This is a genomic window from Clostridium yunnanense (genome assembly GCF_016595795.1).
In the GTDB taxonomy this organism is placed as follows: domain Bacteria; phylum Bacillota; class Clostridia; order Clostridiales; family Clostridiaceae; genus Clostridium_AR; species Clostridium_AR yunnanense.
Genome location: NZ_JAENHN010000066.1, coordinates 116804 through 143033, shown reverse-complemented (window position 1 = coordinate 143033; position 26230 = coordinate 116804). Strand labels below are relative to the sequence as shown.

Below are 26230 nucleotides of genomic sequence, written 5' to 3'. Positions count from 1 at the left end.
AATTTCAACACTATTTAAAGTAATTCACACCAGACTTGAAGAGTTTTTGGTCAAACTCTCCAATAATGTTTTTATACAAGTTGTCACCTATTCTTTCTGAATGCCCCATCTTACCAAGTATTCTTCCATCAGGACTTGTTATACCTTCTATAGCAAGCATTGATCCATTTGGATTGTATGGCATATTAAGTGTAGCTTCTCCATTCATATCCACATATTGAGTTGCTATTTGACCCTTAGCTTGAAGCACTGTTAGAAGCTCCTCTGGTGCAACAAATCTTCCTTCACCATGAGATATTGGAACAGCATGAATGACTGCTAAATTAACTTCATTGAACCATGGTGACAGCTTTGAAACTACCTTAGTATTTACTATTGAACTCATATGTCTTCCTATAGTATTAAAGGTTAAGGTAGCCATATCCTCTTCCATATTAATTATTTCTCCGTATGGAAGTAGCCCAAGTTTCACTAGCGCTTGGAAGCCATTACAAATACCTAACATAAGCCCGTCTCTGTTTTTTAGAAGTTCCATCACAGCATTACTAATTCTTTCATTTCTAAACACTGTAGCAATGAATTTTGCTGATCCATCCGGTTCATCTCCAGCACTAAAACCTCCTGGAAGCATTATAATTTGACTATTTTGTATCTCTTTTTCCATCTGCACTAAAGAATCTAAAAGACTTTCTTTCGTAAGATTCTTCAGAACTAATTGTTTTACTTCTGCACCTTCTTTTTCAAAAGCTCTTGCACAATCATATTCACAGTTTGTACCTGGGAACACAGGTATTAGCACTCTTGGCTTTGCAGTTTTAATTGCAGGCGACTTTTTATAATTGCTTTCATACAAAATAGAAGTTATCTTTTCAATTTCTTCTTCAGTCTTAATCTTAAATACTTTACTTAATTTTCTTTCCCACTGTAATATAAGTTCATCGATGTCAAAGCTTTCATCTAAAACTTTAATTGCTTCTTCTTCTATTGTTTCACCAATAATCTTGTAACTAGCCCCTTTGAATTCACTTACAATATCCACTCCACCTGGAACTTCAAGTATAAAAGTTCCATAGTTAATACTGAAAAGTTCTTCTTTGCTTAATGCTGAAAGCCTAACCCCAATTTTGTTTCCGAAACACATCTTAGATATTCCTTCACAAATGCCCCCATTTTTTAAGGAATATGCTGATATAACTTTTTTCTCTTCAATTAATCTTTCAATTATTTCTATATTTCTCTTAAATTCATCTATATTAATAAGTTCGCTTTCATCTCTGCTTACACTAACATAAACTACCTTAGAATTTATTTTCTTAAACTCAGGAGAGATTATATTTTTCGCTTTTTCAACTGCTACTGCAAAGGATACTAAAGTAGGTGGTACATCCATTTCTCCAAAACTTCCAGACATACTATCTTTTCCACCTATAGCCGCTATCCCTAAATCTATTTGAGCTTGATATGCTCCAAGTAATGCTGCAAGTGGTTTTCCCCACCTTTCAGGATTCTTACCAAGTCTTTCAAAGTACTCTTGGAAAGTTAGCCAAACCTTTTTACTTTTACCACCACAAGCAACTATCTTTGCTACAGATTCTACCACTGCATTATAGGCACTGTGGTATGGACTCCATTTAGCAATTTTAGGATTAAATCCAAAGGACATTATAGTTGCTTCTTCAGCTTCTCCGTTCACTGTAGGTATCTTAGCTGCCATCCCTTCGGCAGGAGTAAGCTGATACTTTCCTCCAAAAGGCATCAGTACAGTTCCTGCTCCTATTGTTGAGTCAAATCTTTCAACTAAACCTTTTTGTGATGCAACATTTAAGCTCTTTAAAGTTTCTATCCATTGTTCCCTTAAGCTTTCACCATTTTCTTCGTTAAATACATTTTGTTCAGATTTAGGTGCCTTTAATATAGCATCCGTACTTTGCTTTGCTCCGTTTGTATCTAAAAAGACTCTTGATAAATCTACAATCTTCTTACCATTCCAAAACATTCTCATTCTTTCAAGATCAGTAACTTCAGCTACGATAGTTGCTTCTAAGTTTTCCTCAAGAGCTAGTTCAACAAATTTTTGTCCATCTTCTTTTGAAACAACTACTGCCATTCTTTCCTGAGATTCTGAAATAGCTAGTTCTGTTCCATCAAGACCTTCATACTTTTTAGGTACTAGATCTAGGTTAATATCAAGACCTCTGCAAAGTTCTCCAATTGCTACCGAAACTCCACCAGCACCAAAATCATTACATCTTTTTATCATAGTAGAAACCATTGGGTTTCTAAAAAGTCTTTGTAATTTTCTTTCCGTTGGTGCATTTCCCTTCTGCACTTCAGCTCCGCATTGTTCTATTGAATCAACTGTATGCTCCTTAGATGATCCAGTTGCTCCACCACAACCATCTCTTCCTGTTCTTCCACCAAGAAGAATTATTATATCTCCCTTTACAGGTTCTTCTCTTCTTACATTCTTAAGTGGCGCCGCCGCTATCACTGCACCGATTTCCATTCTCTTAGCAACATAGCCAGCATCATATATTTCACTAACCTGTCCAGTAGCAAGACCTATTTGATTTCCATAAGAACTATACCCATGTGCTGCCCCTAAAGTTATCTTTCTTTGAGGTAATTTCCCTTTTAAAGTGTTTTCTATAGAAACTGTAGGATCTCCACTTCCAGTAACTCTCATGGCCTGATATACATAGGTTCTGCCTGATAGTGGGTCTCTGATTGCCCCGCCAAGACAAGTAGCTGCCCCACCAAATGGTTCTATTTCAGTAGGATGATTGTGGGTTTCATTCTTAAACATTACTAGATAATCTTCAGTACCTTTTTCTGTTTCAACTTTTACTTTTATAGAACATGCATTTATCTCATCAGAAATATCTAGATCTTCAAGCATTCCTTTACTCTTAAGTTCTTTCATTGCTATTACAGCTATATCCATTAAAGTCATATCTTTATCTTTATTCTTATATAAAAGTTCTCTCGCTTCTTTATATCTATTAAAACTCTTTAGGATCGGACTTGAATAGATACTTTCTTCTATTTCAACACTTTCTATTGAAGTCAAGAAAGTTGTGTGTCTACAATGATCTGACCAATAAGTGTCTATAACCTTTATCTCTGTAATACTTGGATCTCTTTTTTCCTCTGAGAAATATTCTTTTATTAGTGACAGATCTTCTATTGTCATTGCTAAGCCTAATTCTTTATGAAGGGAGATTAACTTAGCTTCATTCATATTTATAAAATTATCTATATTTTTAACTTCACTGGGAATTTCATAGGACGAGAATAACTCTTTAGATAGAGGATCTACCTCTCTTGAATCAACAGGATTTATGTAATATTGCTTTATCTTTTTTAGTTCATCTTCACTTATATTACCGCTAATGCATACAACCTTTGATGACTTTATTTCAAGCTTATCTCCTGCTGTAAGAATTTGAAAGCATTGCTCAGCTGAGTCTGCTCTTTGATCATATTGGCCTGGAAGGTATTCTACTGCAAAAACAGCTTCTCCTTCTGAAATAGGAAATTGGTCTTCATAAACTTTATCTACCATAGGTTCAGAAAAGATTATAGCCTTTGCTTTTTCATAAACTTCACTTTCAACTTCATTGAAAGAATATTTATTTATTAAACGCACCTCTTTAATAGTATTTATTCCTAAATTTGTCTTGAAGTCCTCTAGTAGTGCTTTTGCTTCGATATCAAAGCCTTGTCTTTTTTCTACATATAAAGTTCTAATCATGATTTCCTCCCAAAACACAAATATTCAGATTTGAAATACGCGGCATCAATTTTAATAGTTATCTTATACATACCTTCAAGGAATAACCTTATAACTAAACTTTTATAGATTACCATTGTACTTAATGTATGAAAACATAAAAAAATCCTAAGGGCATACTTAGGAAAGCAATCCCCCTTGATTACGAATTATATTATAATTAATAAAAAAATTATTCGTCTTTATAGAAATAAAATAACACTCGCTCCATGTTTTGTCAATAATAAAAGAAAAAAATAAGTTATAATTCGCATATAAACGAACATTAACTTATTTATAAACATCATTGATTCGTTATGTAATTTTTCTCCACAGATGAATCTGCAAGTATAGGAGATATGTCAACTCTAAGTATATTTTCTATATTTATACCCTCCATTGATATTAAGGTAGTATTCATATTAGCGGTACCAAGAACTCTTACTCCAATGTTCCCTGAAAAAATTACTGGTCTAAACTTAACATGATTATAAATGGCTTTTAATATATCATAAAACATATTATGCTTTACTGCCTTATTAAAGCCAAAATGCTCTATATTCCCAAAACCTAATACGCCAACATACATATCTTTTTTAGCTTTATATTTACAGCCGTACCCAACATACCCTCCTTTTTTTACAAAGTGAGTATTAACTGGTTTTGCATAAAACCCATAAGCTTTTTTGAACCCCTGATTCAACCCATCATAACCATATAAAATGTTTCCTGTTCTAACTGTATTAGTAAACTCAGATAACTGTCTATATTCACTGTTTAGTGTACATGTAGAATTTAGGCAGTGTATATGAGGTATCACACCTATATATTTCTCAACTGCCGCTTTGAATATGTTAATCTGATTTTTTGTATACTTTAAATTACTTCCATTATGTAAGTGAGTATATATTCCATCTATTTTTATATTTTGAAATTCATTTTTTATTCTTTCAATTACACTATCAATTCTATCTGTGCTTATCCCCATTCTATTCATTCCACTGTCAATATATAAGTGTACTTTTATATTTGTTTCAGGTGAAAGTTTATCCAATATAGCTTCGTTATCTATAGTAAAAATTACATTATCCATGTCTGTATTAAAATCAGTTAAGGTTACCAGTGGCGTCAAAAGTAGGATTTCTTTTTGACTCTTAACTCTTTTAGCTTCTTCTAAATCTCCCACAGCGAAGAAATCTACAAATTGATCTAAATATTCAGTCACTCCTTCAATTCCTAATCCATAGGCATTTCCCTTAACAACTGCAATTATTTTTTTGTTATTAGTCAACTCTTTTATTCTATCTACATTGTTTTTTATCTTATCTAAGTACACATCGCACCAAAAATTCTTCATATGATGTTCCCTTTCTATGTTTAATCCTTGTACCTTTTTGAATTTGTCCATATATAAGCACTGCCTAAAAGTATTATTATTACAGCCTTAACAATTGTTGCGGTATCCATATATTTCACCTTCTCATTATGGATGTACCACTTCGTAATGAAATTTATTATTTTTAAACTCTCTCACCAGAAACCGTGAGAGTTTTAAAAATAGATTGCGGTTCGAAGTGGTACATCTTTATCAATAGACATACTACTTAGTACTAGAATTTATATTTTTTACATTACAACTGCCATAATACATCTTAATTCAATATTATATACCATAGATATACAATTTAAAATTAATTTTTACACAAATTGAGCTCATATCACTTCTTAACAAGTTGTATATTTAAAATTTTTTTCTTGAAATTCAAAAAAGTTTTTAAGTTATTTTTATTTTTATATGTACATCTTTAAATAACGAAAAAAAAGCTGCCACTGGGCAGCAAGATCCTACGTAATGACCAAACCGGTCATTACGTATTATATACACTTTTCCACATTATATACATTTTTCAAACTTAATCTTTAGTTTTTTTAATTTATAAATTTTAATGTATCCCTTAAGTCTCCCACTTTCATCCATCCAATCGCTCATTTATGTAATTTTTATTATACTATTTCTTATAGATTTTCAATACCATAAACCAACACTGCCAATGCGCATAGAATTGAAAAAATTAAACCTAACGCAGGATTTATACTATTTATCACACCTGACACTAATTTATCGTCAAAAATCATTTTCACTGCAGTATAAACTAGTAAAGCTGCACACATGTATATAATTATAGGAAACCTTACCATCATCTCTGCAATAAATTCACTTCCCCAAAATATAATAGGCATACATATCATTAACCCGAAGATTACCAGCCCCATTTGCTGACCTGTTATCTTCTCAGTATCTGTCATAGCAATTGAAACTATAGCTAGTACATTATCTAGGCTCATACTTATATCTGCCACTGTTATAGATATAATTGCTTTAAAAAAACCACCTGTTTGTCCTCTTTTTCCATAAACACTATTACCTTGGTCTTGAATCATATTAAAAGTAATATATAAAAGCAATATTGCTCCTATTATATTGATATGGAGCCACTCTAAAGTATATAAAAAGCCAATAATACCAACAAAAAATATTCTAAGTAAAAGTGCTACCCATACTCCCATAATATTGGCAAGCTTGGCCTTCTTTGGTGGTAGGTCTTTTATTGCCAATGCTATTACTCCTACATTATCACCAGAAAGAACCAAATTGATAAAAAAGATTTCAACTCCCTTTGAAATAAGTTCCGAAAATGTGTACATATTAACCTCCATTTACAACATCATATACTTTGCCATAAATATTTCTATTTTGTTTAAATATACGCTATTATGTTTGTCAAATATGCTCATTGTTTAAATTTTAAAAAACACAAAACATAATTGAACGTAATTTCCACTTTCCACATATCTTCCTCTTTTTTAGGTTTCTAAATTTATTAACATGTGTACATAAGATACTTCTCCTTTTTATATCCTAGGCATAAGGTTTGTAACCTTGGTTAAAATAATAATTAATATTTGTGTTCAAAATAATTTATAAGCAATATTTTAAAACACAATTTGATTAATCTAGGAGGTATACTAATATGCTTCAACAACAAAAAGGAAATTCTACTAATAATCCAATTGTAAGTCAATATTTATATGATTGTTTATATAAAGAAGGAATAACTGAGATATTCGGAGTACCTGGAGATTATAATTTTTCACTTTTGGATACTTTAGAGAACTATAAAAAAATCAATTTTGTAAATTGCTGCAACGAGCTAAATTCTGGATATGCAGCTGATAGCTATGCAAGAATAAAAGGAATAGGAGCTATGATTACAACCTTTGGAGTAGGGGAATTAAGCGCATGTAATGCAATTGCAGGCTCCTATAGTGAAAACGTCCCCGTCATTCATATAGTAGGAGCCCCTAAAACCACGGTTCAATTAGAACATAAAAAGATGCATCATACTTTACTTGATGGCTACTACGACGCATTTATAAAAATTTATGAGAACATAACCGCATATACTGCAGTTATTACAAAAGAAAATGCCGAAATAGAAATACCTAAAGCTATTAGTATTGCAAAAAATACAAAAAAACCAGTATATTTACTTATTGCTATAGATGTAGCAGAACAGAAAGTTATTACTAGAGATATAGTTACAGCTGAAGAACAAACTGATGAAAAGTCACTAAAATCAGCTATTGATCATATAAACTTAATGCTTACAAAGTGCAAAAACCCTATTATAATTCCTGATATATTAGTATTAAGATATGGACTACAAGGTAAAGTAGAACAACTAGTAGATAAAATGGATATACCTGTCGCTACAATGATGATGGGAAAAAGCTCTTTTAATGAAAGTCATCCTAATTATATAGGCTTATATGCTGGAAATTGGGGAAGCAATGAAGTTCAAAAGATAGTAGAAAGCTCAGACTGTCTCATAACTATAGGAGCCATTTGGTCAGACTATAATACCGGTTCCTTTAGCGCAAATCTAAATCCACTAAATATAATAGAAATCCAACCTACTTATGTTAAAGTAGGAATGTCTGTATATGAAAATATACTAATACAGGACTCACTAGATGAACTTTTAAAAGTTGCAAAAAAGAAATCAACGCCAAAGCCTGATGTACATTTTCCTTACACCGACAGTGTGGCAAGTCTAGAAGATAAGATTTCATCTAATTTCTATTATCCTAGAATACAAGAATTCATCAAAGAAGATGATATAATTATTGCTGAAGCAGGGACATTTGCATATGGAATATCTCAATTAAGACTTCCAAAGGGAGTAATTTACATCAATCAAAGTGGCTGGGGCAGTATTGGATACGCAACTCCTGCTGCTTTTGGAGCGTCTGTTGCAGCTAAAGATAAGCGTGTGATTTTATTTACAGGAGATGGATCACACCAATTGACTACACAAGAGATAAGTTCTATGCTACACAATAATTGTAAACCGATAATTTTTCTACTTAATAACAATTTTTATACTATAGAAGCTTATCTTAACAAGCCTAATAAAGCTCACTATAATGAGCTTCAAAACTGGGACTACACAAAACTTGTTGAATCCTATGGAGGAAATTCGTATACTAGAAAAGTTTATACAAACGGCGAGCTAGAAGAAGCAATCAAGGAAGCTGAAGTTCAATGTAAAGAAAGACTCTGCTTCATAGAAATGATCTGTGATAAGATGGATGCACCATATATGGTACATAATATACATGAAATGGTAAAACAGATGCAATAAAAAGCTTACAAACCCGTTGAAATCTCTAGACTTAGCTAACTTGAAAATTTTATATTTTCCTCTTATTAGAAAACACTATTAACATAGACGAATATTATTATCTATACAGTAAAAATAGGAGAGAAATCTTAAAATATAGATTTCTCTCCTAACTATTAAAATACAATTCTATTTCTTCCAGTATTTTTAGCTTCGTATAACTTTTTATCGGCACAATTTAAAAATGCTTCTACTGTTATTTTTTTATCTGAAGTTGAGCATATTCCAAAGGAAGCTGTTATTTTTATATCTTCATTATTGTGAGTAAACTTCTTTTTTAATATATGTTCATGCATCCTTTTAGCTATTACCAATGCAGCTTTTTCATCAGCACCTGGTATACATACTAAAAACTCTTCTCCTCCATACCTGCCAATCCAATCCTTCTTATTTCTTATACATTTTTTTAAGCATCCTGCTAGTTCCTTTAAGACATAATCTCCTGTGATGTGTCCAAACTTATCATTGACATTCTTAAAGTAATCCACATCTACCATTATTATAGAAATAGGCTCGTTCTTCTTAAAACATAGCTTCATATCTATAGGCAGTGTTTCATCAATAAATCTTCTATTTCCTATGTCTGTTAATGAATCCCTTATAGTCATAAGTTTCAAATCATTTATTATATTGCTTACCTTACAGCCTTTACCATCTAGACTATGTCCATAGAAAAGACTATCTGTAGCTTCCTTAATAAGTTCTACTATTAATGTCTTGTTGTCAACCTCAATTGGTAATACTGTAATCAAATAAGACTTATTATCTACAGTTTCTATTTTCATATAAGTTTTTTTATCCTTTAGAGCTCTAATAGATATACAATTTTCACAAATAGTTTCCTTCCCAATCTTATTAAAACATGAGCTTCCCTTTTCAATCAAAGTATTACCATTATATAGTAAAACTCTCTTTGTGATTGGATCAACTACTCTTATAACATCATATAGTTTCTGGAATATATTTAAATTATTCTCAATAAAATCTATCGTTATATCACTATCCATATATCAAAATCACTTCCAATCTTTACAATACTTTATAGTTGTATAGCTTCTAAATAAACTTTACATTCTTAAAATTTTCTACATAAAATTATAATACTTTTCAAACTCACTCTCTTATTGAAGCTGTACAATTTAGTAATAAAGCTTAAATCTTTAGCGCACTACGTATTCAAATAAATCTATACTTAAATTATCCATTTTCCTCATATACGTAAACTATTTATAGTACTATTATTATCGAGATTAAAGCTAAGTTCTTTATAACAATTAAGTACAAACCTATCAGAAATTCAAGTTGCTTGCACTTAATCATATCATTATAAAATTATTTTTCAAGCTTTTCCGATACATTTCAAGAAAATTAGTAACCATTACGTATTTATAATAGAATTACATATTACAAATATGTTACAAATAGTTATAATTTTCATAGTTTCAAAAATAATTATTGCATTGATTAAATCCTCTACACGGCACTTTGCTAATCTCCAAATAGAAAAATTAGCAGCGACTTTCGAGGTTCATACAATGCATCATATTTACTATTAGAAAAAATCAATTAACCTTAAATATATATAGAAATTTATTACATTAACTGAAACATTTCTCACTTATCAATCGTTTATATATTGAAAGGGTGCTAAGGTATGTATACTATATCCCAATATGATAGTGACTACTACTGCAAAAAATAGAGACCCATGGAAATACAGTTTATAAGATATGTAGATTACATTTACCCGTGAAAGGCTTAAAAACAAATTGGAGAGGGATGAATTTTATGAGTGATAAATTTAAAAAAGATCTAGATAATATAAAACTTAATGATAACTTAAAGAACAAAACTGCTGATATGATAAAGCAGACGTTATATAAAGAGCAAACCTCAAGAAATGTATTCTTTTCAAGAAAATCTTTTATCTTTGCTATTACTTCTTTTGTACTTATAATACTTATTGTGGTTATAACTGTAATCAACGGACCTTTTAATAATTCAGTAAACGCAAGAGATTTAATGCAGGGTATTAGTTCTGAAAATATAACTTTAAAAGATAAACTTTCTAAGGAGTTTATAGATTCAACTTCTGAATTTTCCATATCAATGTTTAAAGAACTTTCAAAAGAACAAAATGTTGTTTATTCACCTACATCTTTGTATCTAGCCTTAGGAACAGTTTTAAATGGAGCTGACGGTAGTACAAAGGATGAAATCTTAAAAACATTATCTAAGTACGGAGTAAGTGAGGCGGATTTAAATATTTATTATAAAACTTTAACCTCAAGATTATCGAAAAATAGCAATAGTTCAGTATTAAATATATCAAATTCTATATGGTATGATGATGATCTTAATATAGATAATAACTTTCTTAAGCTCAATAAAACTTATTATGAAACCAATGCTTATAAACTTGACCTTCAATCAGATAATGCACCAAAGTCTATTAATGCTTGGATTAATAAAGTTACGAACAACAAAATAAATTCAATGATCGATACTATAGATAAAAATGCAGTTATGCTCATGTTTTCTACTATTTGTTTTAATGATGCTTGGAAGTTTCCTTTTACTGAAGGCACCCGTAAAGCTGATTTTACAGCAAGTGATAATAAGAGCATTAATGTAAATTTTATGAGTAAAGAAATGAATATAAAAAGTATTTCAACTGAAACTGAACAAATTATCTCTCTTCCATATAAACAAGGAAATTTATCTTTTATAGCAATGATGCCTAATGAAAATACTAATATCCGAGATTATATTTCAAAGCTCGATAAAGACACCCTTGCTACTAAAATAAATTCTTTACAATCAAGCAATATACATCTTATACTTCCAAAATTCCAAGTTGAGTCTAAAAAATCCCTAAATAATAATTTATCTTCACTTGGTATAAGCACTATATTTGATGAAGAAAAAGCAAATCTCTCAAAAATGGGTTCAACAAAGGGCAATATTTTTGTAAAAGATATAACTCAAAATACCTACATTAAGGTAGGTGAAAAAGGAACTGAAGCCTCTACTGCAACCAAAAGCGAAGTGATAACTAAGGGTATATCTCAAGCAAAGATAATAAACTTCAATCATCCTTTTGTATACCTTATAATAGATGATACTACTAATCTTCCTCTGTTCATGGGAGTTATGGATAACCCAAATCAAAAATAAGACTGCATCTACTTTTGAAAATACAAGATTGATTATAGAGCTATTCGTCTAAAGAGTATAGGATGACTAATCACTTAATTAAAACACATCGCTTTTATAACCCCATAAATAAAATAAAACAGCAGTAAATATTTTAATTTACTGCTGTTTTAAACACTTAAACTTTATTATTTTAATGTACGCTTTAAGAACTCTCTAGTACGATCTTGAGTTGGATTCTTAAAGATTTGCTCTGGAGTTCCCTCTTCTGCTATAACGCCTTTATCCATGAACACTACACGATCAGATACTTCTTCAGCAAAGCCCATTTCATGAGTCACTATAAGCATTGTAAGTCCACTTTCAGCAAGTTCTTTCATAACCTTAAGAACTTCTCCTACCATTTCTGGGTCAAGCGCTGAAGTTGGTTCATCGAATAACATTACATCTGGCTCCATTGAAAGAGCTCTAGCTATAGCTACACGCTGTCTTTGTCCACCAGATAATTGCTTTGGCTTAGCATTGATATATTGCTCCATGCCTACAACCTTCAAATACTTTCTTGCAACTTCCTCTGCTTCTGCCTTTGAACGTTTTAGTACTTTTACCTGTCCAACAACGCAATTACTTAAAACATTGTGATTATTGAACAGATTAAAGGATTGAAATACCATGCCTAATTTTGTACGGTATGCATAAATATCGTGTTTATCATCAAGGATGTTTTCACCTTTATATATGATTTCTCCACCAGTTGGTTTTTCAAGTAGATTAACACAACGTAGAAGGGTAGATTTTCCTGAGCCTGATGATCCTATTATACATACAACTTCTCCTTTTTTTACTGAAAAGTCTATGTCCTTAAGTACTTCATGAGTTCCAAAAGATTTATTTAAATGTTTAATATCAATTACATTTTCCATACTATTCCCTCCTTCGTTTAATACATATTAACTTCTTTATTTTTTCTAGCTATATCTTCAGGTGTTTCTACCTGCATTTGATTTGCATACATAATATAGTTATCTGGTCCATCTAATTTTCTTTCAATTAATCTAAGTATTCTTGTTACTGTAAAAGTCATTATAAAATAAAGTACACACGCAACAAAGAATGATTCAAAATATCTAAAGTTATTTCCTGCAACAGACTTTGTTTGGAAGTATAGTTCTGTTACCGAAATTACGTTAAGTACTGAAGTATCTTTTATGTTTATTACAAACTCATTACCTGTTGCTGGTAATATATTACGTATAGCTTGAGGTAATATAACATTAGTCATAACTTGAAAATGCTTCATTCCTATAGCATCTGCTGCTTCAAACTGTCCTTTATCTATTGATACTATACCACCACGAATAATTTCTGACATATAAGCACCAGTGTTTATAGATACTATTAGTATAGCAGCAAAAAGTCTATCCATATTTAAATTAAATGCCAAAGCTGTACCATAGTAAATTACCATAGCCTGTACAATCATCGGAGTTCCACGGAATATTTCTATATAAATAAATAAAAGTGCATTTACGAGCTTAAGAAAATATCTTTTAATACCTTTTTCAGGCATTGGCACAGTTCTTATAACTCCTATTAATAAACCTATTACAAATCCTATTATAGTACCAGTCAGTGCAACTAACAACGTAGTTCCAGCCCCTCTAAGGAACATCTGCCAGTTCTCTGAAACAATCTTTACAACCCAATCAAAACTCATATTTTCCTCCTTCAATAATGAAACCGAATGTGGTACAGATACACCGCTTCATAATTACACAACACCTTTCAAATCTTTTCCTCACAACTTAGGAATATTCTAAAAAGTCTAAAAAGAAGCAGCACATCCTTAAATACATTCGGTTCCTAATAAAAAACTGTTTTTATAACCTTAATTAGTGATTTTTTTCAAACTATCTTCCAACTCTTATCTTTGAAAAATCTAGCATGTCTTTAACATTACTATTTTGCAGCTGGTTGATTTTTTATAGCTGTATCCATTATTGTCTTTCTTTGTTCTTCTGAGATACCTGCTAATGTTTTATTAATCTTTGAAGTTAACTCACTACCCTTTGCAACACCTACAGCTATTGCTGTATCATCATCAGATGTAGTAAATCCAGTTTTGAATTCTACCATTTTGTATTTTGAATTTGCAGTTTCAGCACTTACACCTTCTGGACGTTCTGAAACATAGCCATCTATTATACCTGATTCAAGTGCGACTCTCATTGCTGGGAAGTTATCCATAGCTGGTTGTTTTGATACACCTTGTATTTGGTCTATTACTGAATAGTGGAATGTATTTAACTGAGCAGTTACTTTTGCTCCTTTGAAATCTTGGATTGATGTAGCACTTTCATACTTGCCACCCTTTTTAACTACCATAACTAAGTTTGATCTGTAGTAGTTATCAGAAAAATCTATAGTTTTCTTACGTTCTGCAGTAGGTGACATACCTGCTATAATGGCATCAATTTTACCTGAAGTTAATGCTGGTACAAGACCATCCCATTCAGTTTTTACTACAACTAAGTCCTTACCTAAATCCTTAGCTATCTTTTTAGCTATTTCTATATCGTATCCACCTGCATACTCTGAGCTTCCATCTATTTTTACAGCTCCATTTGAATCGTCTTTTTGAGTCCAGTTAAAAGGTGCATATCCAGCTTCAAGACCTATCTTAAAAGTTCCGTTAGAAGATGAACTCTTATCATCACTTGCCTTTGTTCCACATCCCGCTAAAAGCACTGTAGCCGATATTGTCATTGCTATTAATAACGCTAATTTCTTTTTCATGTTTAAATATCCCCTTTTTATTTAATTTAGATTTGTAATATGTTACTTGTCCTATCTTAAGACATTATTTGACTGATTAATAAGTTCTCATTATTTACTACACTTTGAATTTGTAAAGTTATTAAGCTTTATAACATGTAAACTTATCCACATATTATAAATTTTGCTTATTTTGTTGTAATAAAAAAAGACCTGAGATGAGCTCAGGTCCTAATACACAAAATTAGCCTAATACCCCTTCTTTTTCCCAAATGAGATAGCACAACTCAATAAACCGGGATGTTTATTGAGACAGTCCTGCAATTCTTAACTGCAGACCCAGCAAATAATACCGAGAAATATTATAAGCTTCGGCGACATTTCCTTCTTCTTAGGATCATGGTACTCTCAAACTCCACTAAGAACTGTTAAATATCGCGCCTCTACCTCACTAAGTTAAAGTGAGGCCTTATTAAATTATATAAACAGTGTACAACAGGACATCCTATATGTCAATATAGATTTGTTCATTATTAATTAACAATTTTTCATAATCAGCACCATTATATACACATTATATTAAAGTTCTGTAATAAATCCTGTGAATTTAAAACTCTTATAATTAACCCTTCACTATTCCAAAATCAATATTACACAAATCCCCCATTAACTCTAAGTGTCTGTCCTGTAACCCATTGTGCTTTGTCACTTACTAAAAATTCAATTACATTTGCTATATCTTCAGTTTCACCAAGTCTTCCAAAAGCATTGGCTTTTTTCATTGCATCTATTTGCTGCTCTGTTTTTCCTACGTTAAATAGATCGGTATTAACCGGTCCAGGAGCAACAGTATTTATTGTTATTCCCTTTAGTCCAAATTCTTTAGCTAATTGACGAGTTATCTGCTCAACCGCACCTTTAGTAGCTGCATACACACTATAGGTAGGAAGCATACTTCCTACTACAGATGTAGAGAAGTTAACTATCCTGCCGTTATTCTCCATTAACTTCATAGCCTGCTGACATGCAAAATAAGTTCCTTTTACGTTTATATCAAAAAGCTTATCAAAGTCCGCTTCTGTAACATCAGGAAGTAGTTTATATAGTATTACCCCTGCATTATTGATTAATATATCTATCTTTCCATAGGCATCTATTGTCTCTAAAAACAACTTTTCTACATCATTTACTTTACTTACATCAGCCTGCACTGCAACAGCTTCTCCACCATTCCTTTTAATTTCATTTACTACCTCAGCTGCCTTTTCAGCGCTACTAGAATAATTAACTACTACTTTAGCTCCAGCTTCAGCTAATTGTTTTGCAATAGAACTTCCTATACCTCTTGATGCTCCAGTAATAATTGCTACTTTTCCACTTAATTCTTTCATCATATATCAATCCTTTCATTATATATCTGGTATACTCGCTTGTATATTAACTTATTGTACCCAAAATCATGTTAGTTCTTTTCAAAGTTATTCTAACAATCATATCTAACTAGGCCTAAGTTTCAATACATTTATTTGATGTAACTTAATTTTAATGTATAAAAAGCTGTTACTGGTAGCCTATTCATCTTTAATCATTGCCTAATCCTCCAAAAAGAACTATAATCTTTACATAATCTTAAGGAGAATTCACTATGAAAAATAGAAGGTTAGATAAAGAAAATCCATTGTTTGAAGCTAAACTAAAACAATTAACAAATCTCATAGAACGTTACACTGATAGAGAAGGACTTCAATCCTCGTCAATACCTTCACTAGACTTTATCCGTTCCTCAAGTAAATTAGAGCTTTTACATTCAATTTATACACCATCCTTATGCGTAATAGTGCAAGGAGCAAAAGTGGTTATGCTAGGAACTGACAGTTATAGATATGATAAAAATTCATATTTGGTGGCTTCTGTCCAATTGCCTATTACTGGTCAGATTATTGAAGCTTCATCTGCTACTCCATATTTGAGCTTAAGGCTTGGTTTTAGCAGCGATCAAATTCTAGATATAATAAAAGAAACTAAGCAGGTACCCATAAAAAATCAAAACTCCCCTCGTGGACTAATTGTGAATGAAACTAATCTATCATTACTAGATGCTCTTTTAAGGCTTGTTAGTCTTTTAGAGACACCAAAGGATATTCCAGTTCTCGCTCCTCTCTTTATTAGAGAAATTCTTTATAGAATTTTACAAGATGATCAAGGTTACGTTGTAAAACAATTTGCTATGATTGGAAGTCATGCTCAAGCAATTTCAAGTGCTATTAATTTAATTAACAAAGATTTTTCAAAATCCTTGAGTATTGATGAACTTGCAAAAAGCATAAATATGAGTACATCATCATTGCATCATCATTTTAAAAAGGTAACTGCAATGAGTCCTCTTCAATATCAGAAACAAGTGAGACTACAAGAAGCGCGAAGATTATTGCTTTCAGAAACCTTAGAAGCTGCTGATGCAGCATTTCAAGTAGGCTATGAGAGTCCTTCCCAATTTAGCCGTGAATACGCAAGAATGTTTGGCTTACCACCTATAAGTGATATAAAAAGATTGAAAAATTCTGTATATGTAAATTTTTAATGATATTCATCATCACTAATTTTCATCACATAAAAACACCTTGTATGATAGTTTTTCTATCCTACAAGGTGTTTTATTAATTATTTACTATTTTTAATCAAAATAATATTATCCTTAAGACTAACAGTGTTTTAAGCTTTTCTTTTTATATAATCTTAATCATTTTAAATCTCTCACAATATATTTAGTAACTTCATAGAAAGCTTTATCATGACGATATTGGATCCAAGTGATGCAACTTTATATGTCTTTTTCTCTTATGTGCTTTGTTATCATTCTAATTAAATCTTCGACTTCAAAGCCACTTTTTTCACTAACAAGTGCTATAGTCGCCTTTGATGACATGGCTTTAAACAATACTGGATTTTTTAGCTTTGCAAATTTGGGTGAGAGTTCAATTAAAAACTCTCTTATAAACGGGTATTCTTTAGCTATATCTCCTATTAACGTTTTCTCATTAATATTAAGTTCTTTTATATCATCACTCATAATGAACCATCCTTTCACAAATAATATACTATTATGGATGTACCACTTCGTAATAAAACTTATTATTTTTAAATTCTCTCACCAGAAGCCGTGAGAGTTTTAAAAATAGATTTCGGTTCGAGGTGGTACATCTTTATAGGTTTCCAACTTCAACTATTAAGTTTTCGTAATGGAACCCTATATCATAACTTTGCTATGATAATAGTAACATTTATAAAAATAAAGTTCTGTGACTTAAGTTACAGTTTTATAAATTTAATTAAACTCAAGCTCCTTTCTACGCACATCACATAGAAAGGAGCTTGGTTTATTTTTTCTTTATATAGTTTGTTTTGCAGATACAACTGTTATTTCTAATACTCTGCTTAAGAACGGGAATTTTTCTTTCATCATATCGTAATCAGAACCTGATTCCAAGAACTTTGCAGTACCCTCAATTAAAAATCCAGCACCCATGTATTGATGTCCCATTACTTCTTTACTTCCAAAAGTAAGTTTAACATTATTATTTAGTTCTATATTTTTTTGAGTTCTTCTCATTCCCGCTGCAGGTATAAGTAGTCTTCCATCTTCTGTAGCATTAAGATATGAGTTCCAAGTATTAACTACGTGAGCTTCATTATTTGCACATGTTACAATAGCAACTACACCTTCATGGGAAATAACTTCAAGTAATTTTTCGTTTAACATAAAACGTCCTCCTTATAAAAAAGCTTTTATTTATTAGTAATTGACTTACTTATGTGATAATTATATAATCAAATTGGCACTATAAAAAGTGCCAATTTTGTTTATTTTTTTGGATACAGTTTTAAGGAGTATAGATAATTATGATTATTTTAAATACTGATTCAGATAAGCCTTTATATCAACAGATATATGAGCAACTAAAGGATCAAATAATAAGTGGCAAACTTTCAGCTGGAGCTAAGATCACCTCTACTCGCACTCTTTCTACTATATTAAATGTTAGTAGAAATACCGTAGAAAATGCTTATCTTCAACTATGTTCTGAAGGTTATATTGAAAGTAAACCTGGCAGTGGTTATATTGTATTAGAAGTTATTCCCGAAATATTATCCACTAATAATACTAAGCCCTACACTATAAACAATTATTCAAAAAGTACTGCGGATAATTTAATTAAGAAAATTAACACTATGGATTTTAGTTACGATTTCGAATACGGAAAACTCAGCAGTTCTGATTTCCCCTTAAAGACTTGGCGTAGAATATCTAATAAAGCATTAGCAACATTGACTGCTGAAGATATGATTTCATATAGTGAAAGTAAGGGAGAACTTAATTTTAGAATTGAAATCATGAAATACCTAAATAAATCAAGAGGTGTATCTTGCACTACCGATCAGATTATTGTATGTACGGGATTTGCATATTGTTTAAGCCTAATTTGTCAACTACTTAGGCAGAATTTTAACGAGATAGCAATTGAGGACCCAGGCTACTTTGGTACTAGAGATATATTTGCTAATAACGGTTATAAAGTATCTCCTATACCTCTAGATAAGGATGGAATAAATATTACTGAACTTGAAAAATCTTCAGCACGAATAGTATATATAACTCCTTCACATCAATTTCCTACTGGAGCTGTAATGCCTATACAAAAGAGATTAAAACTTTTAGATTGGGCTATTAAAAATGATGGAATAATTATTGAAGATGATTATGACAGCGAATTAAGGTATAGCTCAAGACCAATCCCCTCAATACAAAACATCGGACACAAAGAAAAAGTTATATATATAGGAACTTTTTCAAAGTCACTTTCACCTAGCTTACGTGTAAATTATATGGTACTCCCGGAAGCCTATTTAGATAGATATGATAAATTATTTAGGATTTATCAATCTTCTGTCCCACTAATACAGCAGAGAGTACTTTATCAATTTATGCACTTGGGACACTATGAAAGCCACCTAAGAAAAATCTCTCTAGCAAATAAACGAAAACATGATTTATTAATAAGTGAAATTCATAAGACTTTGGAAAATAGAGTTATAGTTCACGGAAGAAATGCTGGTCTTCATGTTTTAGTTGAGGTAAACAACGGTCTTACCGAGCATGAACTAATAGAAAAAGCAGCTAAATTTGGTGCAGTTGTTTATCCTGTGTCACAGTTTTGGATTAACGTAGAAAAATATTCAAACAATATGGTTTTACTTGGTTTCGGTGGTATGACGGAGGAACAAATCATTAATGGAATAAAAGCGCTAAAAGAAGCATGGTTTGACAATTAACTTTGTTAAAATTCTTAATTGAACAGTATTTCATATATTGAAAATAACCACTATGAATAAAAGCATTATCCAAATAAGGATAATGCTTTTATTCATACATTTAAGTTTAGTTTTACCTATACAGCCTTAATTATAAATCACTCATTGATAGAACCCATGAAAATAAAAATCCTCAAAATCATCACTTTTTATATTTATTACCTTCTAACAGCATTTGGGTTCTTTTCATCAAACTTAATGATCGAGCTCATCTTAATTGTATCTTTGTATTCTTTCTCTTTTCCATCTATTGTATATTTAATCTTAACTGTCATTTTAGAATCTTTAGATATTTTAACATCATCAATAACGTTAAAATTATCTCTAACACTCTCATTAGATTTCCTAAAAACATCTCCAGCAACAAAGCCAACAATACTTTTTCCAGCTGCTTGGATATCAATATGCATTGAATCTACTTTATTTTCTTCTCTTGTAAGCTTCAATATATATCCATCTTGGACATATAACTTATCATCAAATGATACTAATGTTAAATTGTTAATTCTTAAGTCATCAGCTATTATGTCCGTCTTATAGACTACAACTGGATTACCTTTAAAAAGCTTCATCCCCAGTAGAATTGTTAATACTAGTATAATGGCGATTAATATACCTATAATGCCTCTTCTCTTCATAATACCCACCCATCATTAAATTTTATAAATCAATCCTTGTTAAACATATCATACCATCTCAATCCTTATATGTATATATTTTGAAAGATATAGGATAACTTTCTTTACTTCATTTTTACAACATTATAACTATTCATTTAATTTATGAAATCATATCAAGTTATAGATCTTTTATAAGCCATAAAATAGCTTTTATAAATCTTTTATTTATTTCTGTAAAGTGTCCTCCATTATTCCATTCTAGTATAGTATCATCCTCACTACTAAGTTGTTCTTGTAGTATTTCAAATGCTTTTTCCGTACATACTCCTACCTTAGCCATACGCAGATTTCTGCTTTTACTTTCTTTTATACCAAGAGACAAATAAACTTTAGCGTCTTTATTGTGAGGATTATTTAAACTCATATATTCTATCCATTTGTCGTACCATAAAGAGCCTGAAAGACTCCCTATTCTACCGAAACCTTCACATCTATAAAGTGCATATAAAGATAAAAGTCCTCCAAGGGAATATCCAATCAATACGTTGTTTTTATAATCGGCCTTTGTTCTGTAGTTGGTATCAATATATAGTTTTATTTTATATAAAAGAGTCTCTATATAATTATCAGCTTTACCTCCAAAGTCTTCTGCATTACTAGCTATACTTTTTGCAGGCCAAGGAGTGTAATCATCATTCCAATTTTTAGGCTTGATATTTACAATAATAAAAGAAGCACAATCTTTATAAAAATACGGCTCTATTGAATCAACTATTTCTCTTATATCATTTACTCCATTTATATATACAACAGGAAACCGTAATTCCATATCACTATAATTCTGTGGCGTATATATACTACATTCATATCCATCACAATTAAACAAATCTATACTGCCTCTCATATTTCACTCCCTTAAATAAATTAGTCCTACATTTAAGAATACCATTAAAATTAATAAAGCCATCCCCTATCAAATTATAATGAGGATGGCCTTATTATTACTTCATTATCTTACAAATATTATTTGTAAATTCCACAGGATCTCCTATTGATAAACCTTCTATAAGTAGAGCCTGATTATATAATATATCTGTATATAAATTGAACTTATCTTTATCTGCTTCATAAGCAGTTTTTAATGACTTAAACACATCATGATTTACATTTATCTCTAATACCTTATCAGCCTTAACCCCTTGATTGTTTGGCATTGCGTTAAGTATCTTTTCCATCTCAATTGAAAGCTCACCATCATTTGCAAGGCATACTGGATGATTTTTTAATCTCTTTGAAGCTCTAACTTCCTTAACCTTTCCAGTTAATATAGATTTCATTCCTTCAAAGATATCTTTGTTTTCTTTTTCTTCTTCCTTTGAAGTTTCTTTGTTATCATCCTCTTCAATACCAAGATCATTGCTTGAAACTGATCTGAATTCCTTTTCTTTATAAGACATAAGCATCTTTATAGCAAATTCATCTACTTCATCAGTAAAGTATAATATTTCGTATCCTTTATCAAGTAAAAGTTCAGTTTGAGGAAGTTTTTCTATTCTCTCATTAGATTCCCCTGAAGCATAGTAAATATACTTTTGACTTTCTGCCATTCTATCTACATATTCTGCAAGAGTAACCATCTTCTTTTCTTTTGAGGAATAGAACATTATCAAATCTTGAAGAACATCTTTATTGCTACCATATTCACTATATAAACCATACTTTAACTGTCTGCCAAAAGCTTCATAGAATTTTTCATACTTTTCTCTATCATTCTTAAGCATAGTTTCAAGTTCACTCTTAATTTTATTCTTTATGTTCTTTGCAATAAGCTTAAGCTGTCTATCATGCTGCAATATTTCTCTGGAAATATTTAAAGACAAATCCTCTGAGTCAACAATTCCCTTTACAAAGCCAAAATAGTCTGGAAGTAAATCTCCACACTTATCCATTATCATTACACCACTTGAATATAATTCTAAACCTTTTTCATATTCCTTAGTGTAGAAGTCATATGGAGTTTTTTCTGGTATATATAATATTGCATTGTAACTAATAGCACCATCGACACTTATATGAACATGCTTTAATGGCTTATCATAACCAAAATGTTTTTCTGAATAAAAATTGTTATAATCTTCTTCTTTAAGTTCTGACTTATTTTTTCTCCAAATTGGAACCATACTGTTTATAGTTTTTTCTTCAGTATAGTTTTCATATTCACTTTCACTACCTTCTTTAAGCTTACTTTCAGTGACATCCATCTTAATTGGATATCTAATAAAGTCAGAGTACTTCTTGATTATGGACTTTAGTCTATATTCTTCTAAGTATTCATCAAAGCTCTCATCTTCTGTATTATCTTTTATCTTAAGGATTATATCTGTACCTACAGTATCCTTTTCACAAGGTTCAATAGTGTAGCCTTCTACACCTTTGGATTCCCATTTATATGCTTCTGTACTACCAAAAGCTTTACTTATAACAGTAACATTATCAGCTACTAAAAATGCAGAATAAAATCCAACACCAAATTGTCCTATTATATCATATCCATCTTTTATTTCATTTTCTTTTTTGAACTTCAATGAACCACTTTTTGCGATAACCCCTAGATTATCGTCAAGGTCTTCCTTAGTCATCCCTATACCAGTATCAGATATTTTTACAGTTCTGCTTTCTTTATCAACGCTAACCTTAATAAAGTAATCATCCTTTTCGAAAGATATAGATTCGTCTGTTAATGCTTTGTAGTAAATCTTATCAATAGCATCACTAGCATTTGATATAAGTTCTCTTAAAAATATCTCCCTATGAGTATAGATTGAGTTAATCATAAGATCCAAAAGTCTCTTGGATTCTGCTTTAAATTGTTTTGTTTCCATTATAAAACCTCTCCTTTCGCAATTGAAACCAGGCATTTATATATGTGAGCCTAGCTTTATATCATTGTACATGGTATCTGCCCTCTAAAAACTTTTTTACTTATCTCTCTTAATTTCTAAAAAGCAATATACCTAATAAACAGCTTCTTATTTGTCTATACTAAAAGTAATAAGAAGCTCACTGTTAGCACTCATAGCTAGCGAGTGCTAACCCCTATTTTTTATATATCACTTTTTAAATTTTATGTCAATATATTTTAGTTTAAAAATATCTATTAATACATAACTGTCTCGCTTCATATTGTAATTTATTTTAGCAAATATTGATTTTATTTGTATTTACAATTAACATTAGTATAGATAACCTTTCAGATTGTTTAATTAGAATGGAGTTGATTATATGGAATTCATTAAAGTAGGTGCTGCTTGCCCTAAGATAAAAGTAGCAGATATAAAATATAATGTTGAAAACATAAAAAAATGCATAGATGAAGGTTTAAAAGAAGAAGTTAAAGCTTTAGTTTTTCCTGAGCTTGCTGTTACAGCTTACACTTGTGGTGATTTATTTACACAGTCTAGATTAATAAAAGAATCTATAAACGCTGTAGAAAATATATGTGAATATACTATGGGAAAAGATATGCTCGTAGCTGTAGGCAATCCACTTATATATAATAACTGTCTTTATAATTGTGCTTTTATTATATTTGAAGGAAAAGTCCTTGGTATTGTGCCAAAAAGCTATATACCTAATTATACAGAGTTTTATGAAAAACGATGGTTCACCGAAGGCATTGGCCTTAAAGGTAAAATCATTGATTTACCTTTCCAAAAAGCTATTCCTTTTGGTACAGATCTTATTTTCAATTACGAAGATGCCCATTTTGGATTCGAAGTATGCGAAGATCTATGGACTGTAGTGCCACCAAGCTCATATTTATCTATAGCTGGTGCAAATATAATTGGCAATCTTTCTGCATCAAATGAACTTGTATCCAAAAGTGACTATAGAAAATCTTTAGTATCTGATCAAAGCGCTAGATGTATGAGTTCGTACATCTACAGTTCTGCTGGTGTACATGAATCCACCACAGATTTACTTTTTAGTGGACATATGCTCATTACCGAAAACGGTTCTAAACTAAGCGAAAATGAGCGTTTCCAAAGAGATAATGAGGTTATTTCATCAATCGTAGACTTGTATAAATTAAATTCAGAAAGATTAAAAAATGTAAGTTTCAGAGATACTGCAAGACTTAATACTTTAGAATTCAGAAATATTGAGTTTGCTTTTGATAATGTTAATATTTCGGATTTCAATAGATTTATTGACAAACATCCTTTTGTTCCATCTTCTGAGATACAAAGAAAAGACAGATGCAAAGAGATATTTAACATTCAAGCATCAGCCTTAGCAAAGAGATTAGAACACACTACACTAAATAAAGTTGTCATAGGAATTTCAGGGGGACTTGACTCTACTCTTGCACTTTTAGTAGCAGTTAAAACCTTTGATATGCTAAAACTACCTAGAAAAAATATAATAACAATAACAATGCCTGGCTTTGGTACTACTGACAGAACTTACAACAACGCTCTTACTCTATGCACTGAGCTCGGCTGCGATCTTAGAGAAATAAATATAGTAAATGCCGCACTTCAACATTTTGAAGATATAGGTCATGATAAAAACATTCATGATGTTACCTATGAAAATGTTCAAGCAAGAGAAAGAACTCAAATCCTTATGGATTTAGCAAACAAAGAAAGTGGCTTACTTATAGGAACCGGTGATCTTTCAGAACTTGCACTTGGTTGGTGTACTTATAATGGAGATCATATGTCAATGTATTCTGTAAACTGCTCTATACCTAAGACTTTAGTTAGATACTTAGTTGATTATGTCGCTAAATACGAAGTAAACAAAAATGCTTCTGATACGTTGTACGATATACTAGATACCCCAGTGAGCCCTGAACTTCTACCAAAAGATGAAAATGGTGATATCGCACAAAAAACTGAAGATATTGTTGGACCATACGAACTTCACGATTTCTTCCTATATCACTTTATAAGACACGGTTCTTCACCTGAAAGAATATTGTTCCTTGCAAAGGTTGCTTTTAAGGATCTATATGATGAAAACACAATTAGAAAATGGTTAGATAAATTCTTGAATAGATTCTTTTCTCAACAATTTAAAAGATCTGCTTTACCTGATGGTCCAAAGGTTGGTACAATCAGCCTTTCTCCAAGAGGCGATTGGAGAATGCCATCGGATGCTTCTGTTAGCAGCTGGCTAAAATATTAATATCATATTGTCTTAAAAACCTCACTGAAGTGGCTTTCTTCAGTGAGGTTTTTTGCGCATTTGCCTTTTTGAATGTATATGATGAAACTTGCAGATAAATAATTTTTTTCAGAAATTTTTCTTATAACTTTATAATAAACACTTCTATTTATAAATATCCACCATTAATCCTTGGATTTCATCCACAGTAGATGCAATAGAAATATTATCTTTTTCTTCAGATAAAAGAGCATCAGTAATTTCTTGAAGTTTTGCATCGATTGTATCAACTGTTATAAAGTATTGAGTCTGCCAGAAACTTATATCTTTTTTTACATTATACATATATTCCAGTACCGATTTTAAATACTCTTTAATTTGATTTTTATAAGCTCTAACATCAGCATAACTTTTAGTAATTACAAGTCTATTACCCTTTTTCTTTATATCATCCATCAAGTCCTTCAATTGCTCTTCAGATTTTTTTTGTCTTTCTTGATTAAAGTTCTGAGAAAAATCCTTTTTACTATCGATTTTTTTTCTTTCTTCACTTTGGACAGCAGTTTTCCTACCTACTCTTGATATCTCCATGAAATTCCACCTACTTATCAATTGATTTT

The 26230-nt window shown here is 31.0% G+C and carries 19 protein-coding genes and 1 riboswitch; of the genes, 5 read left to right on the top strand and 14 right to left on the bottom strand.

The features are described from left to right. Positions 1-10 precede the first annotated feature (10 nt). The 3 genes from JHL18_RS24245 to JHL18_RS24235 all read right to left on the bottom strand — a co-directional run bounded on the left by JHL18_RS24245 (position 11) and on the right by JHL18_RS24235 (position 6478). A complete protein-coding gene (locus JHL18_RS24245; protein WP_200274115.1) occupies positions 11-3754 on the bottom strand; it encodes a phosphoribosylformylglycinamidine synthase in 3744 nt (1247 codons plus the stop codon). Positions 3755-4076: 322 nt separating this feature from the next. Next, positions 4077-5129 carry an alanine racemase gene (locus JHL18_RS24240; protein ID WP_200274376.1) on the bottom strand — a complete coding sequence of 351 codons (1053 nt, stop codon included), beginning with the start codon at positions 5127-5129 and terminating at the stop codon, positions 4077-4079. Positions 5130-5788: 659 nt separating this feature from the next. Then, positions 5789-6478, bottom strand: coding sequence for a YjbE family putative metal transport protein (locus JHL18_RS24235; protein WP_200274113.1), 690 nt, complete (start codon positions 6476-6478; stop codon positions 5789-5791). Positions 6479-6804: 326 nt separating this feature from the next. Here JHL18_RS24235 and JHL18_RS24230 point away from each other — a divergent pair, with 326 nt between their 5' ends. Then, on the top strand, positions 6805-8478 hold the full coding sequence (locus JHL18_RS24230; protein ID WP_200274111.1) for an alpha-keto acid decarboxylase family protein: 1674 nt from the start codon (positions 6805-6807) through the stop codon (positions 8476-8478). 155 nt (positions 8479-8633) lie between these two features. Here the strand turns inward: JHL18_RS24230 and JHL18_RS24225 are convergent, their stop codons facing one another. Then, the gene (locus tag JHL18_RS24225) at positions 8634-9524 is read right to left on the bottom strand and encodes a GGDEF domain-containing protein (RefSeq protein ID WP_200274109.1); all 891 of its coding nucleotides are present in this window, start codon (positions 9522-9524) and stop codon (positions 8634-8636) included. A 781-nt stretch (positions 9525-10305) separates the two neighbouring features. Here JHL18_RS24225 and JHL18_RS24220 point away from each other — a divergent pair. Beyond that, entirely contained in the window at positions 10306-11694 is a 1389-nt protein-coding gene (locus JHL18_RS24220; protein ID WP_200274106.1) for a serpin family protein, read from the top strand. Positions 11695-11861: 167 nt separating this feature from the next. On the opposite strand, the gene JHL18_RS24215 is transcribed toward JHL18_RS24220, so the two are convergent. From JHL18_RS24215 to JHL18_RS24200, 4 genes are all read right to left on the bottom strand, one after another. Further along, positions 11862-12596: an amino acid ABC transporter ATP-binding protein gene (locus JHL18_RS24215; protein WP_200274103.1), complete on the bottom strand. Its 735-nt coding sequence runs from the start codon at positions 12594-12596 to the stop codon at positions 11862-11864. A gap of 17 nt (positions 12597-12613) precedes the next feature. Further along, on the bottom strand, positions 12614-13390 hold the full coding sequence (locus JHL18_RS24210) for an amino acid ABC transporter permease (RefSeq protein ID WP_200274101.1): 777 nt from the start codon (positions 13388-13390) through the stop codon (positions 12614-12616). A 242-nt stretch (positions 13391-13632) separates the two neighbouring features. Beyond that, positions 13633-14469 (bottom strand): transporter substrate-binding domain-containing protein, encoded by an 837-nt coding sequence (locus JHL18_RS24205; RefSeq protein ID WP_200274099.1) that lies wholly within the window; start codon positions 14467-14469, stop codon positions 13633-13635. A 249-nt stretch (positions 14470-14718) separates the two neighbouring features. Further along, positions 14719-14902, bottom strand: a riboswitch (Lysine riboswitch). Between the two features lie 196 nt (positions 14903-15098). Then, positions 15099-15842, bottom strand: coding sequence for an SDR family oxidoreductase (locus tag JHL18_RS24200; RefSeq protein WP_243278152.1), 744 nt, complete (start codon positions 15840-15842; stop codon positions 15099-15101). A gap of 251 nt (positions 15843-16093) precedes the next feature. Here JHL18_RS24200 and JHL18_RS24195 point away from each other — a divergent pair, with 251 nt between their 5' ends. Next, entirely contained in the window at positions 16094-17029 is a 936-nt protein-coding gene (locus JHL18_RS24195) for an AraC family transcriptional regulator (RefSeq protein WP_200274097.1), read from the top strand. A gap of 240 nt (positions 17030-17269) precedes the next feature. Here the strand turns inward: JHL18_RS24195 and JHL18_RS24190 are convergent, their stop codons facing one another. Continuing rightward, complete coding sequence (locus tag JHL18_RS24190) at positions 17270-17518, bottom strand: DUF1858 domain-containing protein (protein WP_200274095.1); 249 nt, start codon at positions 17516-17518, stop codon at positions 17270-17272. A gap of 318 nt (positions 17519-17836) precedes the next feature. Beyond that, the gene (locus JHL18_RS24185) at positions 17837-18208 is read right to left on the bottom strand and encodes a pyridoxamine 5'-phosphate oxidase family protein (protein WP_200274093.1); all 372 of its coding nucleotides are present in this window, start codon (positions 18206-18208) and stop codon (positions 17837-17839) included. Positions 18209-18348: 140 nt separating this feature from the next. Between JHL18_RS24185 and pdxR the strand changes: the two genes are divergently transcribed. Then, positions 18349-19779 carry a MocR-like pyridoxine biosynthesis transcription factor PdxR gene (pdxR, locus tag JHL18_RS24180; protein ID WP_200274091.1) on the top strand — a complete coding sequence of 477 codons (1431 nt, stop codon included), beginning with the start codon at positions 18349-18351 and terminating at the stop codon, positions 19777-19779. A gap of 197 nt (positions 19780-19976) precedes the next feature. Here pdxR and JHL18_RS24175 read toward each other — a convergent pair whose 3' ends face one another. The 3 genes from JHL18_RS24175 to htpG form a co-directional block, all read right to left on the bottom strand. After that, complete coding sequence (locus JHL18_RS24175; protein WP_200274089.1) at positions 19977-20456, bottom strand: hypothetical protein; 480 nt, start codon at positions 20454-20456, stop codon at positions 19977-19979. Positions 20457-20616: 160 nt separating this feature from the next. Continuing rightward, complete coding sequence (locus JHL18_RS24170) at positions 20617-21342, bottom strand: alpha/beta hydrolase (RefSeq protein WP_200274087.1); 726 nt, start codon at positions 21340-21342, stop codon at positions 20617-20619. A gap of 97 nt (positions 21343-21439) precedes the next feature. Next, entirely contained in the window at positions 21440-23320 is a 1881-nt protein-coding gene (gene htpG, locus JHL18_RS24165; RefSeq protein WP_200274085.1) for a molecular chaperone HtpG, read from the bottom strand. 400 nt (positions 23321-23720) lie between these two features. On the opposite strand from htpG, the gene JHL18_RS24160 reads away from it, so the two are divergent. Further along, entirely contained in the window at positions 23721-25631 is a 1911-nt protein-coding gene (locus JHL18_RS24160) for an NAD(+) synthase (protein WP_200274082.1), read from the top strand. Between the two features lie 144 nt (positions 25632-25775). Here the strand turns inward: JHL18_RS24160 and JHL18_RS24155 are convergent, their stop codons facing one another. Further along, positions 25776-26201, bottom strand: a complete 426-nt coding sequence (locus JHL18_RS24155) for a YaaR family protein (RefSeq protein WP_200274080.1) — start codon at positions 26199-26201, stop codon at positions 25776-25778. Between the last annotated feature and the right edge of the window lie 29 nt (positions 26202-26230).